The organism is Sphingobium trunci (genome assembly GCF_022664535.1).
GTDB lineage: Bacteria > Pseudomonadota > Alphaproteobacteria > Sphingomonadales > Sphingomonadaceae > Sphingobium.
This window is the reverse complement of the sequence record NZ_JAKUJY010000013.1, coordinates 1-15,776: the sequence shown is the minus strand read 5'-3', so window position 1 is coordinate 15,776 and position 15,776 is coordinate 1. Positions and strand designations below refer to the sequence as shown.

Below are 15,776 nucleotides of genomic sequence, written 5' to 3'. Positions count from 1 at the left end.
TCCCCATCCCTCGATGGGGAGGATATAAGGGCCTCAGCCGCTGTTTCTGAGGGCCGTCGCGATCGCGTTGATCGACAGTTCGATGCCTTCCTTGATCCGCGGGTCGTCCTCGCCGCCGCGGTGGCGCTTCATCAGTTCGACCTGGAGCAGGTTCAGCGGCTCGATATAGGGCAGGCGCAGGCGGATCGAGGTGTCGAGCTTCGGATTCTTCTCCAGCAGGCGCGACTGGCCGGTGGCGGCGAGCAGGCCGTCATGGGTCATGTCCCAGCCTTCGCGGATGCGATCGAAAATGACCTCGCCCCTGGCCTGATCCTCCACCAGCGGCAGATAATGGGCGGCGATGCCGAGATCGGACTTGGCCAGCACCATTTCGAGGTTTGCCAGCGCCGACTGGAGGAAGGACCAGTGCTGCGCCATGTCGGCCAGCAGCGCCTTGTCCTCGAAAGCGTGGAGCGCATGGCCCACGCCATACCAGCCCGGCAGCATCACCCGCGCCTGCGCCCAGCTGAACACCCAGGGGATGGCGCGCAGATCCTCGATCCGCGTGCTCTTGGTACGGCTGGCGGGGCGCGATCCGATCTTCAGGCCGGAAATCTCCTGGATCGGCGTCAACTGCCGGAAGAATTCCTTGAAGCCGTCGGTGCCGTAGACGAGGTCGCGATAGGCGGCGAAGGCGGTCTTCGACAGCTCGTCCATAGCGGCGGCGAAGCGGGCGGCGTCGCGATCCGAGATATTTTCCGGTTCGAGGCTGGCGAGCAGGGTCGCGCTGGTCGTCGCCTCCAGGTTCGTCATGGCGACGCCGCGCGTGCCGAACTTCGCGGCGATCACCTCGCCCTGTTCGGTGATGCGGATGCGGCCCTGCACCGTGCCCTTGGGCTGGGCCTGGATCGCCGCGAAGGAGGAGCCGCCGCCGCGCCCGACCGCGCCGCCGCGGCCGTGGAAAAGCTGCATCGCCGTCTTGGCGTCGGCAAAGACGGGCGCGAGCGCCTTGCTGGCCTGGAACAGCCCCCAGGTCGAGGTGATATAGCCGCCGTCCTTGTTGCTGTCGGAATAGCCGATCATCACTTCCTGATGGCCGCGTTCCCGCACCACGCCCGCAATTTCGGGCAGGCCGAAATAGGCGCCCATGATCTTGGGCGCGGCCTCCAGGTCGGCGATGGTCTCGAACAGCGGCACCGCCATGATCGCGGCCTGCGGCGCGTCGCCATTATGGCTGGCGCGCCAGAGACCCGCTTCCTTGAGGATGATGTTCACTTCCAGCAGGTCCGAGACGCTCTCCGCCTTGGAAATGATATAGTGGGTGATGCATTGCGGGCCGTAGATGCGGTGCGCCTCCGCCGCCGCCTGCACGATGGCGAGTTCGGACGCGGTCTCCTCCGAATATTCGGAGAAGCGCGTTCCGAGCGGCCGGTTGCTCGCCAGCTCGCGGCGCAGCAGGGCGATGCGGGCATATTCGTCGAGGCTCGCATAGTCGGCCTCGACCCCCGCCACCTTCAGCAGCTCGGCCACGACCCGCTGATGGACGTCGCTGTTCTGGCGCATGTCGAGGGTGGCGAGGTGGAAGCCGAACGTCTCCACCGCACGGATCAGGCGGCCGAGCGCGCCGCCAGATGCCAGCGCGCCGTTGCCTTCGCTGGCCAGGCCCTGCGCCACGGTGACGAGGTCGCGCCGCAGGTCGGCGGGGCTGGCATAGGCCTCCCCCGTCAATGCCGAGGCGCGGGCGGGCTGCTTGCCGGTGAGGGTGCGATAGGTCGCGGCGATCCGGGCATAGATGCCGGAAATGGCGCGGCGATAGGGTTCGTCCTGGCGGCTGGGCGAATGGTCGCCGCTGGCGTCGGCGAGATCGAGCACCGATTGCGGCACATGCGCCAGTTCGGTCGAGAGGGAGAGTTCCGCGCCCAGCGCGTGCAGCGCCTCCATATAATAGGTCAGCGCCGCCTCGCAGCCCCTGGCCAGCGCCAGGCGAAGCTGCGGCGCCTGCACGAAGGGATTGCCGTCGCGGTCGCCGCCGATCCAGTTGCCGACGCGCAGGAAACTCTGCGGCCGCGCGCCCAGCACCCGTTCCCACCGGGCATAGAGGGCGGGCAGGGTGGGCAGGAACACGTCGCGGAAATAGGCGAGGACATTCTCGATCTCGTCGGCAACGAACAGCTTTTCGCGGCGCAGCGGGCGGGTCTGCCAGAGCAGGGCGATCTGGCGGAAGATCGCCTCGTCGAGATTTTCGCCCTCGTCCGTTTCGGTCCGGCCCGCATCCTTGAGCAGCATCAGGTCGGCGATGCGGTTCTTGTGATCGATCATGCTCTTGCGCCGCACCTCGGTCGGGTGGGCGGTGAGGACGGGAACGATCAGCGCGTGGGAGAGCAGGTCGAGGATCGCTTCGCGGCCGATGCCGTGGGATTCGAGCTTCGCCACCGCCGAGGCGACATCGGCGCCGGGTTCGGCGGCGACGCCCTGGCGGTCCTCCGCCAGATTGGCGAGCATCGAGAAGAGCATGAAGCCGCGCACGAAGCTGAGCGTATCGTCCAGGTTGAGCGCATCGAGCCCGGTGTCGACCACATCGGCGCCATGGATGCCGCGCGCCCGGTCGACCGAGGCCGAGCGGATATATTCGGTCTGCTTGTAGATCTTCTCCCCGCCATAGGCGCGAATGACGTCACCCAGCAGGCGGCCGAGATAACGGATGTCGGGGTTCTGCGTGATCGCAGGCGCGGTGGGGGATGCAGGAGTCGCCATGATAACCGATGCTGCATCGCAACAATCGGATGGTCAAGCCACTTGCCCGACAATTTGCCGGACGGATCAGGCCGCCTTGAGCGCCGCGATCAGGCGGCCGAATTCGGATTGCAACTGCTCGGCGCGCTGGCGCACGGCCGCGCCCTGCGCCCGCGTGCCCCCCGCGGCCTGCGCCGACTTGTGCAGCGCCTCGGAAATGGCGGCGACCGCGGCGTCCGTCGCGCTGGCGTCCAGCGCCACCGAGCGGGACGCGCGCTGGATATCCTCTGCCGCGGCAAGCTGCCGGTCGGCGGCGAAGGAGGCATCGCCCAGCGCCTCGACCAGCCGGCCCAATATGCTGTCCACCGAACCGACCAGGGCGAAGGTTTCCTCCGCCGCCTGTTCTATGCCCTCGGCCCGGGCGTGGATGTCGTGGGTGGTCTGCGCGGTCTGGGCCGCCAGCGCCTTGACCTCCCCGGCGACGACCGCGAAGCCGCGGCCCGATTCGCCCGCCTTCGCCGCCTCGATCGTCGCGTTGAGCGCGAGCAGGTTGGTCTGGCCGGTGATGCGCGCGATCAGGTCCGCCGCCTCGTTCACCGATCCGAGATGGCGGCGCAGATTGTCGTTGGCGCTGCGGGCGCGGGCCGACTGGCCGCTGGCCGTTTCGGCCGATTGCCGGATACCGCTCGCCGTGCCGGTGAAGGTCCCGATCGACGCCGTCAGCGCGTCGATGGTGGCGGCGATTTCCTGCGCCGCCTCCGCCGTGTCGCGCGCGCGGCCGATGACCGCGTCGGCATGGGCGCGCTGCACCTCTATGATCTGCATCGTGTCGTCGGCGCTCTGTTCCAGCGTGGCGGCGGTTTCCAGCATCTGCCCGACCAGCGCGGCCATGGACCGTTCCAGTCCCGCCGCGATATCGCGCCGGTTGCCCTCCAGCGCCTGCTGGTGGCGGCGTTCCTCCTGCGCGACCCGGTCGGCGCCGGCGGCGAGTTCGCGATGCGCCTCCTCCGCCCGGAGCCGCGCGGCTTCCGCCTGCTGGGCCGCCTGGCGCGCCTCCCGCTCGGCCGCGCGGGCATGAAGCGCCTGATCGCGCAACACCGCGTTGACGCCGCTCAACCGGTGCGCCAGCCAGGCCGACATGGCGAGAAAGAAGATGCCGATGACCGCCATGGCGGGCAGAACCTGAAGAAAGGCGGTCCTGCCGTCGGCCGGGCTTTTCCATTCGAGCCTGCCGATGCCCTTTCCGTCGAGGCCGGTCAGCGCCATGGTCTGCCAACCGGACCTGACCGCCCCGTCCACCCAGTGCAGCGTGATATTTCCAGCCTGGCCGATGAGCCGCAATGTCCGGCCGTTGATCGGCTCCACCTTCACCAGATAGAGCGGTTCGCGCGCGGGAATGCGCTGCGCTTCCTTCCAGGGAGTGATCGCGCGCGCGGCGATGAAGGCGGGCTGGCCGGCGAAGCGGGTGAAGCCGCCCACCCCGTTCAGCGTCGCCAGGGCGGCGGCATTGTCCTGCGGCAGCCGGGCGCGCAGCCTGCGGAAATCCTCGGCCGGGAGAGCGCCGGAGAGGGACGTCCACGGCAGGGGCGCGAAATCCGTGCCGCCTTCCATCCACAGGGTCCGGCCCGCCCGGTCGATGACGAAGGTGTGCGCCCGTTCGTTGGCGAGGTTGCTATTGGCCCATTCCGCGTCGAGGCGGCCATATATCCTCTCGACCGCGTCATCCCAGCGGCCATTGCTCAGCACCATGTCGATCATGGCCGCCTTTTCCCGCTTCAGCGATGCGGCGACGACGTTGCGTCCATAGTCCTCGGCATTGCGGTCGATCTGCCGGGTGAGCAGCCAGATGGCGAGCACACTGCCCATCACCGCCAATATGATCAGCACGATCAGCGGCCCCATCGTCCCGGCGAGGCCATAGGCCGCGCCCCATCGGGCACGCGAATGCCAATATCTCTGCAATCTCCCCAACGCGACCCCCTTATGCCCTGACAAGGCGATCGCATGAATATGTTTATATTTAATGAGTGGCTCACCCTCTTGCGCCGACCGCCAGGGCTGGGCCAAAGGGTTGGAGTGACCGCCAGCATCAGCATAGGGAATGACAGCAACGGCAATGCCGTTCTGGTCGATGTCGAGGAACTGCTTGCCACCCGGCTGCTCGTCCAGGGCAATTCGGGGTCGGGCAAGTCGCATCTGCTGCGCCGCCTGCTGGAGGAAAGCGCCGCGCTGGTGCAGCAGGTGGTGATCGATCCGGAAGGCGATTTCGTCACGCTGGCCGACGAATATGGCCATGTGGTGATCGACGCGGGCGACTATAATGAGCGCGAGATCGCCAAGATGGCGATGCGCATCCGCGAGCATCGCGCCTCGGTGGTGCTCAGTCTCGAATCGCTGGAGCTGGAGGCGCAGATGAAATGCGCCGCGACCTTCCTCTCGACCCTGTTCGACGCGCCGCGCGACCATTGGTATCCGGCGCTGGTGGTGGTGGACGAGGCGCAGATGTTCGCCCCGGTGGCGGCGGGCGACGTGTCGGACGAGGCGCGGCGGCTGAGCCTCGCCGCGATGACCAACCTGATGTGCCGGGGGCGCAAGCGCGGGCTGGCGGGCGTGATCGCGACGCAGCGGCTGGCGAAGCTGGCCAAGAATGTCGCGGCGGAGGCGTCCAACTTCCTGATGGGGCGCACCTTCCTGGACATCGACATGGCGCGGGCGGCGGACCTGCTGGGCATGGAGCGGCGGCAGGCCGAGCAGATCCGCGACCTGGAGCGCGGGCGCTTTCTGGCGCTGGGGCCTGCGATCTGCCGCCGCCCGGTGGCGGTGAAGATCGGGCAGGTCAAGACCAGTACGCGCGGGGGCACGCACAAGCTGATGCCGCCGCCGGTCGCGGCGACGGAGGACTTGCAGGAATTGCTGTTCGCGGGCGCCGGCGAGGAGGAAGCGCTGCCCCCTGCCCCGGTTCGCGCCGAGCCGCCGCCGTTGCCCGCCGAGGAACTGATGCGCGCGCTGGCGGCCGCGCCTTCGGCCAAGCCCGCCGCGCCGGAGCTGGACTTCGGGCAGAATGAGCCGGTGGTGATCGCCGTGCTGGAGGAGATCGTCGCCGATCTGGGCGAGGCGCAGCCGAGCGTGCCGGCGCTGTTCCAGGATTTCGGGGTCCGCTGCCGGATGAAGGGGCTGAAGACCCCTCCCCTCGACCTGCCTGCCTTCCGCAGGCGCTTCGCCATGGCGCAGGCGGGGATGTTCGATGCCGATGATGTGCGCTGGGCCGATGCGATGAAGGCGGCCGAGCCGGTGCCGGAGGATATGCTGGCGCCCTTCCTGCTGATCGCGCGAGCGGCGATGCAGGGGTTGCCCTGCCCCGATGACGCGGCGCTGGCGCGGGCCTATGGCACCAGTTCGCCGGGGCGGGTGCGGCGGCTGATCGACTATATGGAAAAGCTGGGCGTCATCGTGGCGCGCACCGATTTCGGCGGGCGGCGGTCGATCGGCGTGCCGCAACTGGGCCTCAGCACGGCGGCGGCGGAGGGATGAGCGCTTCGGTCCTGTTCGTCTGCCTGGGCAATATCTGCCGCTCGCCGCTGGCCGAGGCGGCGCTGCGGGCAGAGGCGGCGCGGGCAGGCCTGGCGGTCGAGGTGGATTCGGCGGGGACCGGGGACTGGCATGTCGGATCGCCGCCGGACAGGCGCGCGCAGGCCGTGGCGCGGCGGCACGGGATCGACATTTCGGGCTATCGCGGGCGGCAGGTGACGGCGGAGGATTTCCGGCGGTTCGACTATGTGTTCGCGCTGGATGGCGAGAATCTGAAGAATCTGCGGCGGCTGCGGCCGTCGGACGGGACGGCGGAACTGCGGCTGCTGATGGATCTGGTGCCGGGGCGCGAGGGAAGCGGCGTGACCGATCCCTATTTCGGCGAGGATGCCGGGTTCGATGTGACGTGGGACGATGTCACCCGCGCCGCGAAGGCGATCGTGGAGCGGTTGCGGGATCCTCGTTAGCGCCGCCACCCCGCGCAGGCGGCGATGCCGATCAGGGTTGGGCCAGATGCGTTGCGATCGGCAGGCCGTCCTTCAGCGTCAGCGTGACCGGAGTGCGTTCGGCGACATCGGCCAGCCTCGCCTTCTGCTCGGCGTCCAGCCCCTCGATCGTCAGCGTGCGGTCGATGCGGCGGTCGTCCTTGCCGCCTGACAGCTTCAGCGCGACGTCGAGCGATTCCAGCGGCCAGCCCTTCTTCTCCGCATACATCCTCAACGTGATCGCGGTGCAGGCGCCCAGGCTGGCAAGCAGCAGGTCATAGGGCGCGGGACCGAGATTGCCGCCGCCCAGGCTTTCCGGCTCGTCGGCGGTGAGGGTATGGCCGCCCACCTCGATCCGGGTCCTGTAGCGGTCCTTGCCGATATGGGCGGTGCCCTGGGCCATGATGCTTACTCCGGCAGGGGGATGAAGTCGTGCTCGCCGGGGACGGGCGCGAAGCGCTGGGCCTTCCAGTCGGCCTTGGCCTGTTCCAGCCGATCGGGCGAGGAGGAGACGAAGTTCCAGAAGATATGGCGCTGTTCAGGCAAGGGTTCGCCGCCCAGCAGCATCAGCCGGGCCGGTCCCTTCGCACGCAGGACGATCTCGGCGCCCGGCTTGAAGACGATCAGTTCGTTGGTGGCGAAGCCGCCGCTCTGGCCGATCACCTCCACCTCGCCGCCGACGACATAGACGGCGCGTTCGACATGCTCGGCCTTGAGCTGGTAGCGCGCGCCGTCCTGCAACGCGATGTCGGCATAGACCATGTCGGAGAAGGTCCTGACCGGCGAGGTCAGCCCGTCGGACGTGCCGGCGATCAGCGTCAGGCTGGTGCCGTCACCCTCCATCCGGGGAATGTCGTGCGCCTTGTAATGGGCGAAAGCGGGATCGACCTCCTCATATTGCGTCGGCAGCGCCACCCAGGTCTGGAGGCCGAACAGCTTGCCGCCCGATGCGCGGACTTCGGGGCCGGTGCGTTCCGAATGCACGATGCCGCTGCCCGCCGTCATCCAGTTGACCTCGCCGGGGCGGATCGGCTGGACCGAGCCGACCGAATCCCGGTGCAGTATCTCGCCTTCCAGCAGATAGGTCACGGTGGCGAGGCCGATATGCGGGTGCGGGCGGACATCGAGGCCCTCGCCGCTGTCGAAGGTCGCCTCGCCCATCTGGTCGAAGAAGATGAAAGGGCCGACCATCCGGCGCTTTGCCGAAGGGAGTGCGCGGCGGACCTGGAAGCCGTCGCCCAGATCGCGGACCGGCGGGAGGATGACGAGATCGACGCCTTCGACGTCGGACGAGCGGATGGACATGGCGGGATTTTCCTTATCAGGCGCCGAGCAGCGCCATGGCTTCGATCTGCGCGCGGGAAAAGCCCTGCGCGGCGAGGGTGGGAATGTGGCGCTCCGCGATCCGGCGGGTGCGGCCGGATTCGCAGAGGAAATCGCGGACCGGGCGCATCTGTTCGGGCAGTGGGGCGATGGTCTTTTTCGGGCCGATCAGCGCGTCGAGCGCGTGGCCGATGCGGGAGCGGAATGCGCCGGGAGCGGCGGGTTCGCCGCAGCCGCAATCGGCGACGGCATTGAGGGCAGCCTTCACATCCTGCCATTCGGCGGGGCTGAGGCGCGGGGTGGCGATGGTCAGCATAAGTGAGGCTCCCTGTCGTTCGATGACCCCGTTTAGCGCGGAAGCGCTTGAGGGATCAGCTTGATAATATCGCTCAGACTATTCGATATTTTCGAAAAGGGCCGGATGGGATGTGCGCACCCGGCCCTGTCCCTGTCGGGCCGCTATCAGGCGGCGTCGACCATGACGATCTCGCTATCCTCGATCGCGGTCACGCGGATGACGTCGAGGTCGCTGATCGCGGCGCCGTCGCGGGCGTTGACGCGGACGTCGTCGATCCGGATCGCGCCCGTCGCCGGGACCAGATAGGCCTTGCGGTCCTTGCCGATCGGATATTCGGCGGTATCGCCCGCCTTCAGCGTGGCCGCGACCACCCGGGCGTCCGTGCGGATCGGCAGGGCGTCATTGTCATTCTCATAGCCCGAGGCCAACGTCACGAAATGGCCCGAGCGTTCGCCCCTGGGGAAGGGACGGGCGCCCCAGCCCGGCGCTTCGCCATCGCGGGTGGGGATGATCCAGATCTGGAAGATCCGGGTCGTCACATCCTCCAGATTATATTCCGAATGGCGGATGCCGGTGCCCGCGCTCATCACCTGCACGTCGCCCGCCTCGGTGCGGCCCTTGTTGCCCAGGCTGTCCTGGTGCGTGATCGCGCCTTCGCGGACATAGGTGATGATTTCCATGTCGCGATGCGGGTGCGGCGGGAAGCCGGTGTGCGGCGCGATCGTGTCGTCGTTCCAGACGCGCAGATTGCCCCAGTGCATCCGCGCCGGGTCATGATAGCCCGCGAACGAGAAATGGTGCCTGGCGTCCAGCCAGCCATGGTTGGCGCCGCCGAGGCTGTCGAAAGGACGAAGTTCGATCATGTCGTGTCTCCCGTGGGCGGTGGGGACCGCCCTGTTGGAGATGCTTCTAGACCCGCGCCGCTTTCTGGGTCAGAGAGATAAAATCTGCCAGAATGTTCGAGGAAATCGAAAAGTGAATCATCCGGGCACGCCGACCTTCGACCAGTTGCGCATCTTCCTGACCATCGTGGACACGGGCAGTTTCGCGGGCGCCGGGCGCAAGCTCAACCGGGCAGTGTCGGTCATCAGCTATGGCATCGCCAATCTGGAAGCGCAGCTAGGGCTTTCCCTGTTCGACCGGGAGGGGACGAAGAAGCCGCAACTGACCGTCGCTGGCCGGGCTTTGCTGGCGGAGGTGCGATCGATCGCGCATGGTATCGACGGGCTGCGCGCCAAGGTGAAGGGGCTGCTCGACGGGCTGGAGGCGGAGGTCAATCTGGCGGTCGACGTCATGCTGCCCGCCGAACGGCTGGGGAAGGTACTGCGGGCCTTTGCCAGGGAATTTCCCACGGTGCAGTTGCGCCTGCATGTCGAGGCTCTCGGCGCGATCACCGCCATGGTGCTGGATCGCGGCGCGGCGATCGGGCTGTCCGGGCCGCTTTCCGCGGGGGTGGAGGGGATAGAGAGCATGGGCGCGGGAGCGGTGGCGATGGTGCCGGTGGCGGCGCCCGATCATCCGCTGGGCCGCATGGAGACGATCCCGCCCGGAGCGACGCGCGACCATACCCAGCTGGTGCTGTCCGACCGGTCGCGCTTCACCGAGGGGCGGGATTTTTCCGTGAGCAGCCCCAAGACCTGGCGGCTCGCCGACCTGAGCGCCAAACATGCACTGCTGCGGGAGGGGATCGGCTGGGGCAATATGCCGCTGCCGATGATCGAGGCGGATCTGGTGGCGGGCACGCTGGTGCGGCTGGCGCTGCCGGATCATGACGGCGGCATCTACCGCTTTTCCGGGATCTGGCGGCGGGATACCCCGCCCGGCCCCGCCGCATCCTGGCTGCTGGAGCAATTTGTCGCGCTGGGGCGGGAGGATCGGGAATGTGACGGGATGGCGGATGTCTGACGGGTGAACCCCTCCCCTCGGCGAAGCTGACCAGCACGACATTCCCGGGATCCAGCGCTTCGATCACCGCCGCCCGATCATCGGCGCCATTGCCGGTGCCGGGCGGGTCCGACCGGCGATCGTGCGATGACGCGATAGCCCTCGCTCAAAAGGACCGCATCCGCTTGCATGAACGGCAGATAAATTGCCCATTCAGGCAAAGGCCAGCACGGCCGCGCCAATAGTCACGTCGAACATATCAGGGAGTTGGTCATGAGGAAGAAGATCATATTGGCTTTGGGCTTTGCAGCGACCGTCGCGGGGGCATTGCCGTCGGCCGCGCTGGCGCATGACAATGGCTATCATCGCGGCTGGTACAAGCATGACCGCTATTATGATGATGGCCCGCGTTACCGGCGCGAAGCCTATTATGACCGCCGCGGCTACCGGGGCGGCTGCCGCACCAGCGGCACCACCGGCGCGATCATCGGCGCGGGAGCCGGCGCATTGCTGGGCCGATCGGTCGATCGCCATGGCGACCGCCTGCCGGGCACGATCATCGGCGCCGGTGCGGGCGCGCTGATCGGCAAGGAGATCGACAGCAAGCACCGCTGCTGAACCGGCACGACTGCGCGCTACTATGATGCCGGCACATTCCGTACCGGCCCACTGCTATCCGACATATTTAAATTAACTGAAGATTTTATGGTGCCGGGGACGACGTCGAACTGGAGCATCAAGTAGCTGAGTTACAAGGTAATTATCTCGGTTGACATTTGACGATACCATTAAAAATACCATCAAAATTCGTTCATTTTTGGTTCGACGTTTGTTCACGCTAAGTCGCCACTTTTTTGCGACGAAGTGATTTTGCGGCTGCTGTCCGCCGATGTCGCGGAAGCATGCCCAGAAGAGCTTGATCGCTGGGCGCCTAAGCGGTTGATTTCGCAGTCAAATCATAGACTTACGAACTCACCAAGAGCATTAATAGCACGATCTGGATTCTTGGAAAAGACTGGACGTGAATGGACAGGGGCGGTTCGAGTCCTTCTAGGCAGCAGCTGGTTGGGCTAGTGTCCGAAATACACCTACAGATTTCGGACAAATTATGATTGCGTTTTGTCCGAAAAACATATACAAATTTCGGACAATGAATGAGACCGTTGATCTAAAGACTCGCATCCTGCAGCGGATTAGCGCCGGTGCGCCATGCAGCGTATGGACGGCGGCGGACTTTCTCGACCTCGCTACGCGCGATGCCATTGACAAGGCCCTCCAGCGTCTCGTCGCCGCCGGCACGCTCCGGAGGATCGACAGAGGACTATATGACAAGCCGGATTTCAACAGCCTTACCAAGGCGCCGAATCCTGCCGATCCTCGCCAAGTGGTCGAGGCGATCGCCCGTCGCGATCAGATTCGCGTCCTGGTCGACGGCATGACTGCCGCCAACGATCTTGGTCTCACCAACGCGGTCCCTGCCAAGATCGCCGTCCACACCGATTCCCGACTAAAGCCGGTCCATCTCGGCAATCTCGAAATCAGCTTCCGGCCCACGGCCGCCAGCAAACTCTTCTGGGCCGGTCGCCCGGCCATGCGGATCGTCCAGGCACTCCACTGGTTGCGCGACACTGCGGCCGACGCCGAAGAGGACCGCTCTATCCGCCATCGGCTCCAGCAGCTCCTCTGGCGCGAGCCGGATGGCGCGCGGCTACGCAAGGATCTACACGACGGCATGTCGGCATTGCCAGCCTGGATGCAGGACTATCTGAGACCCATCCTCACCGCCGAACCCAAAGCCGCATGAACCCAAATTATGATGCGATCCTGTCTGCCGATCAGGATACTCGCGCAGGCCTCTTTACCGCGACCGCGCAGCGCCTTGGCACAACGCCGCAGAATGCCGAGAAGGACTTCTGGGTCTGCTGGACGCTCGACGCACTCTTCAACGGCCTTCCCGATGGCCCGAGGCTGCTGTTCAAGGGCGGCACTTCGCTCTCAAAGGGATTTGGCCTCATCCGCCGCTTCTCCGAGGACATCGACGTCACGGTCTTCCGCGACGACCTCGGCGAAGCTGCCAGCGTCGAGGAGTTGCAGGCGTTGAGCCGGAAGAAGCGCGATGCCGCGCTCGATGCGATCAAGGCGGCCTGCGAAGCCTATATCAATGGACCACTTCTGCAGCAGCTGTCCTCAATCGCCGCAGCGACCGCCGAACGGACGGGGCTGCCCACCGATCGGTTCCGGGTCGCACCGCATGATGGTGATAGCCAGACGCTGCTAATCCTCTATCCGACTGCGACACCCGCCGACGGCTATATCGACAAGGCGGTGAAGATTGAGTCCGGCGCCAAATCCGCGCTCGATCCCAGCGCGGTCCATTCCATCCGCCCCTATGTCCACGACGACGCCCCAGACCTCGACCTGACCGTGCCGAACGTCACCATCGTCGATGCCGAGCGGACATTCTGGGACAAGGTCGTAATTCTGCACGGGCTGCGCCGCTGGTTCGATATCCGCGGCGAACTGCGCGGCGGCGGCCACCGCGTGTCGCGCCATTATTACGATATCCACATGCTCATGGCATCCGACACTGGCGAAAAGGCGTTGGCGAACCCTGCGCTCGGCGCCGATTGCGTTGCGCACGCACGCATGTTCTTCAACCGACCGGACTTCGACCTGGCATCTGCGCTAGCCCCCAGCTTCACGTTGTGTCCCGAAGGGGCGATGTATGACGATCTGCGGCGTGACTATGCAGCGATGAGAACCATGATCTTTGGCGCCGCGCCCGATTTTGACGCCGTGATCGAAAGTGTCGCAGCGCTGCAATCGAAGCTGAATGAGACGCCTTCGCGAGACTGAAGGCGTAGCGCCGAGTACATTGACCGCGAAGAACAGCCGCGGCGGCATTCGAGAGTGACCGCACCGGCCGAATCGCGTCTGATCTTGGGACAAACCCGACGCTCGGGAGCGGCGGCGGGAACGGCAGGTCCTCATCCCACACCTGCAATTCCTGAAGCACTGATGATCGATTCTCGGGATGCGCGGGATGGGCCGGTTGCGGACTGGCGGCTGTAAGACTTATGCATAGCAAAGCGGACGTTCCAACATCGGCGATCGCTTGTTCTCAGCCCGGCCGCTTAAACGATGCCACAAATCGCGGTTCGCCAGGTTTGTCGCCGACGTCCCAGTAAAGGACCATAGCCTCGTCAGCGCCGGCCAAGCGGGCGATTTCGACCGCGTTCTCCTGGCTGTGTGCCTCAATACCATAAGGTGGTACGTCATTTCCGACGCAAAGGCCGATGTCGGCCTTCGATCGAGTGCTGTTTCGCTCGCTCAACATGGCCAATGCGGCGCTCGCGATGCCGGCGGTGCGTGGAGCGACAATTTTTGACTACGGCCGGCATTGCGCGTTGTGGATCAGCGCCTTCGAAATCCTCGCGCACCATGATTCAGGGCGTAACCGGGCCGACCTTTCGGCGGTGCTCGACCTGCTGGAGAGGAAACCGCACTGGTTCCGTCAGCTCAACGCACGGCGCTATACTGTCCGCCATCGAGGAAGAACCCGGAGGACTAGCCTGGCATGCAAGCTGTACGCGCTACTCTATCAGGTCCGGAACGATTTCCTGCATGGCAATCCGGTCGATAATCGTACCTTGCTGCTCAAAGAAAGTGGTCGCTTCATCGGGCATTTCGCTCCCTTGCTCTATCGCTGCGCCCTCCGAAACTACCTCGATCTGCACTACGTGCCGCCGGCCCCGCTCGAGGATCAGCAAGCCAGGGAGGCGGCACAGCTTGCGGCACACGATTATGAGGAGCCTCAATTTGATGTTGAGCAGGCGCTACTTCTCGCTCGCGTGAGCCCGGCCGCGCATGTCATGCTTCCTCGCGCTCATCGAGTTCATCGAGATCGCCCGCGTCCGCATAGGGATCATCGTCCTCGCATGCGCGCATCATTGTCGTCGTAAGGCACGTCCGCAGAGTGCACGCCAAGGATATTATGTGCGGCGGTGTCACGCGACGATCCCTCGACGGTGGTCAGCGCCGTCGCCGGGTCGTTACCATCGCCATGCCGATAGGTCGTGGCCACCAGCCAAACCGCCTCCATTACGCCCTGCGACGCGATCGACGCGCGCCAGTCGTTCTCAGCCAGGACATAGGCCGCCGCCTGCTGCGACGCCCAGGTCAGATGGTGGCGGTTTTCGATATCTACCGACAGTTCAGCCAGCTCGGGATGCTCTGGGTCGAGCGGCTGGGGCTCTGGCACGGGCCGGAAGCGCGAATCCTCACCGCCGGTGCCCGGCTCGATCGCGAACGGATGGCGGCGGGACGGCAGCGTCCGAGGGTTGCGCGGGTCCGGCATCGTGCGGCGGGTCCAGACCGTGGTGCGGATGCCGAGCAGAGTGCCGCCTGGCACCGGGATGCGCTCGACGTCAGGGGCGCTCGGCTCGCCGATCGACTTGCGGACGGCGCTCGGGTCGACCACCGCGTTAGCGATCGCGCTGGCGGAGCCGTCGGACGCTGCCGTCCCGCCGCCATCCGTTCGCGATCGAGCCGGGCACCGGCGGTGAGGATTCGCGCTTCCGGCCCGTGCCAGAGCCCCAGCCGCTCGCGCATCTACGAGTTGATCCAGTCGGGCGATCTTGAAACCACCAAGGTCGGACGTGTGACGCTGATTCAATATCGGAGCGTGCAGGCCCTCATTGGAAACCGGAAGACAATCCCGCCCATTACAACATAGGGCGCTAGCCCGGTTCACGGACGTCGTGTCTGAGCGCCATCGAGAGGGTGTTGGTGGCGACACGCCGGCTCATCTGTCTATCTGGGCCTACCTCCGCCTGGAATTCGCCTTCACAACCTTCCCTCCGGCCTGCAAGCTATCAAGGTAGTTCGACCAGTGCCGCATCATCCTGACGCGCTCATCCCAGTGGGTTCCGCGCGCATAGGCCCGTCGGACATCATTGGATTCGACGTGAGCCAGTTGGCGCTCAATGGCGTCCGGATGCCATTTACCCATCTCATTGAGAAGCGTGCTGGCGGTGGCACGGAAACCGTGAGCAGAAACCTCCTCCTTCCCGAAACCTAGTCGGCGCAGCGCCGCGTTCAGGGTGTTGTCCGTGATCGGCCGATCGGCGGACCTGATGCTGGGAAACAGATATTTGCCCTCGCCGGTGATCGGAGCCAGTTCGGCTATCATCGCCAGTATCTGGTCGGTGAGCGGGACCTTATGAGGGCGACGCATTTTCGTCTTTTCAGCCGGTATGGTCCAGACTGCCGTTTCCAGATCGAACTCCTTCCATTCGGCCATCCGGAGTTCGCCGGGACGGGGAAACATATGCGGCAGCATCTTCAGGGCGATCCGAACCGTAGGCTGGCCTTCGTGAGCATCGATAGCGCGTAGGAGGCCGCCTAATGCCTTGGGCTCCAGTATCGCGGCGCGGTGCTGTGTTTTGGGCGTGATTAATGCTCCGCGCAAATCTGCGGAAACGTCACGTTGGGCGCGACCGGTGACGATCGCATAGCGGAAGATCGTCCCGAACGTGCTGCGGAGG

Annotated in this window: 15 protein-coding genes; 7 read left to right on the top strand and 8 right to left on the bottom strand. The window is 65.6% G+C overall.

The genetic code is table 11. From position 1 onward, the window contains the following. Positions 1-33 precede the first annotated feature (33 nt). Together ppc and MJ601_RS12670 are read right to left on the bottom strand one after the other, a co-directional pair. The gene (gene ppc / locus MJ601_RS12675) at positions 34-2,733 is read right to left on the bottom strand and encodes a phosphoenolpyruvate carboxylase (protein ID WP_242126940.1); all 2,700 of its coding nucleotides are present in this window, start codon (positions 2,731-2,733) and stop codon (positions 34-36) included. Between the two features lie 66 nt (positions 2,734-2,799). Continuing rightward, a complete protein-coding gene (locus MJ601_RS12670) occupies positions 2,800-4,683 on the bottom strand; it encodes a methyl-accepting chemotaxis protein (protein ID WP_242126938.1) in 1,884 nt (627 codons plus the stop codon). A 105-nt stretch (positions 4,684-4,788) separates the two neighbouring features. Between MJ601_RS12670 and MJ601_RS12665 the strand changes: the two genes are divergently transcribed. Both MJ601_RS12665 and MJ601_RS12660 read left to right on the top strand, forming a co-directional pair. Next, complete coding sequence (locus MJ601_RS12665; protein ID WP_242126936.1) at positions 4,789-6,243, top strand: helicase HerA domain-containing protein; 1,455 nt, start codon at positions 4,789-4,791, stop codon at positions 6,241-6,243. Next, positions 6,240-6,707 (top strand): low molecular weight protein-tyrosine-phosphatase, encoded by a 468-nt coding sequence (locus MJ601_RS12660; RefSeq protein ID WP_242126934.1) that lies wholly within the window; start codon positions 6,240-6,242, stop codon positions 6,705-6,707. The genes MJ601_RS12665 and MJ601_RS12660 overlap by 4 nt, the downstream gene beginning before the upstream one ends. A 31-nt stretch (positions 6,708-6,738) precedes the next feature. On the opposite strand, the gene MJ601_RS12655 is transcribed toward MJ601_RS12660, so the two are convergent. From MJ601_RS12655 to MJ601_RS12640, 4 genes are all read right to left on the bottom strand, one after another. Further along, on the bottom strand, positions 6,739-7,128 hold the full coding sequence (locus MJ601_RS12655) for an OsmC family protein (protein ID WP_242126932.1): 390 nt from the start codon (positions 7,126-7,128) through the stop codon (positions 6,739-6,741). A gap of 5 nt (positions 7,129-7,133) precedes the next feature. Continuing rightward, positions 7,134-8,030 carry a pirin family protein gene (locus MJ601_RS12650; RefSeq protein ID WP_242126930.1) on the bottom strand — a complete coding sequence of 299 codons (897 nt, stop codon included), beginning with the start codon at positions 8,028-8,030 and terminating at the stop codon, positions 7,134-7,136. Between the two features lie 16 nt (positions 8,031-8,046). Continuing rightward, positions 8,047-8,364, bottom strand: coding sequence for a hypothetical protein (locus tag MJ601_RS12645; protein WP_242126928.1), 318 nt, complete (start codon positions 8,362-8,364; stop codon positions 8,047-8,049). 146 nt (positions 8,365-8,510) lie between these two features. Then, a complete protein-coding gene (locus tag MJ601_RS12640; protein WP_242126926.1) occupies positions 8,511-9,209 on the bottom strand; it encodes a pirin family protein in 699 nt (232 codons plus the stop codon). Between the two features lie 112 nt (positions 9,210-9,321). Between MJ601_RS12640 and MJ601_RS12635 the strand changes: the two genes are divergently transcribed. The 5 genes from MJ601_RS12635 (at position 9,322) to MJ601_RS12615 (ending at position 14,192) form a co-directional block, all read left to right on the top strand. Continuing rightward, positions 9,322-10,251: a LysR family transcriptional regulator gene (locus MJ601_RS12635; RefSeq protein WP_242126925.1), complete on the top strand. Its 930-nt coding sequence runs from the start codon at positions 9,322-9,324 to the stop codon at positions 10,249-10,251. 252 nt (positions 10,252-10,503) lie between these two features. Next, the gene (locus MJ601_RS12630) at positions 10,504-10,848 is read left to right on the top strand and encodes a glycine zipper 2TM domain-containing protein (RefSeq protein WP_242126923.1); all 345 of its coding nucleotides are present in this window, start codon (positions 10,504-10,506) and stop codon (positions 10,846-10,848) included. Between the two features lie 532 nt (positions 10,849-11,380). Continuing rightward, positions 11,381-12,034 carry a DUF6088 family protein gene (locus MJ601_RS12625; RefSeq protein WP_242126921.1) on the top strand — a complete coding sequence of 218 codons (654 nt, stop codon included), beginning with the start codon at positions 11,381-11,383 and terminating at the stop codon, positions 12,032-12,034. Beyond that, entirely contained in the window at positions 12,031-13,086 is a 1,056-nt protein-coding gene (locus MJ601_RS12620; protein ID WP_242126919.1) for a nucleotidyl transferase AbiEii/AbiGii toxin family protein, read from the top strand. The genes MJ601_RS12625 and MJ601_RS12620 overlap by 4 nt, the downstream gene beginning before the upstream one ends. A 440-nt stretch (positions 13,087-13,526) precedes the next feature. After that, the gene (locus MJ601_RS12615; protein WP_242126916.1) at positions 13,527-14,192 is read left to right on the top strand and encodes a hypothetical protein; all 666 of its coding nucleotides are present in this window, start codon (positions 13,527-13,529) and stop codon (positions 14,190-14,192) included. On the opposite strand, the gene MJ601_RS12610 is transcribed toward MJ601_RS12615, so the two are convergent. Together MJ601_RS12610 and MJ601_RS12605 are read right to left on the bottom strand one after the other, a co-directional pair. Beyond that, positions 14,156-14,710 (bottom strand): hypothetical protein, encoded by a 555-nt coding sequence (locus MJ601_RS12610; protein ID WP_242126914.1) that lies wholly within the window; start codon positions 14,708-14,710, stop codon positions 14,156-14,158. The genes MJ601_RS12615 and MJ601_RS12610 overlap by 37 nt on opposite strands. Before the next feature lie 342 nt (positions 14,711-15,052). Then, a partial coding sequence (locus MJ601_RS12605) for a tyrosine-type recombinase/integrase (RefSeq protein ID WP_242126912.1) occupies positions 15,053-15,776 on the bottom strand: 724 nt, incomplete at its 5' end.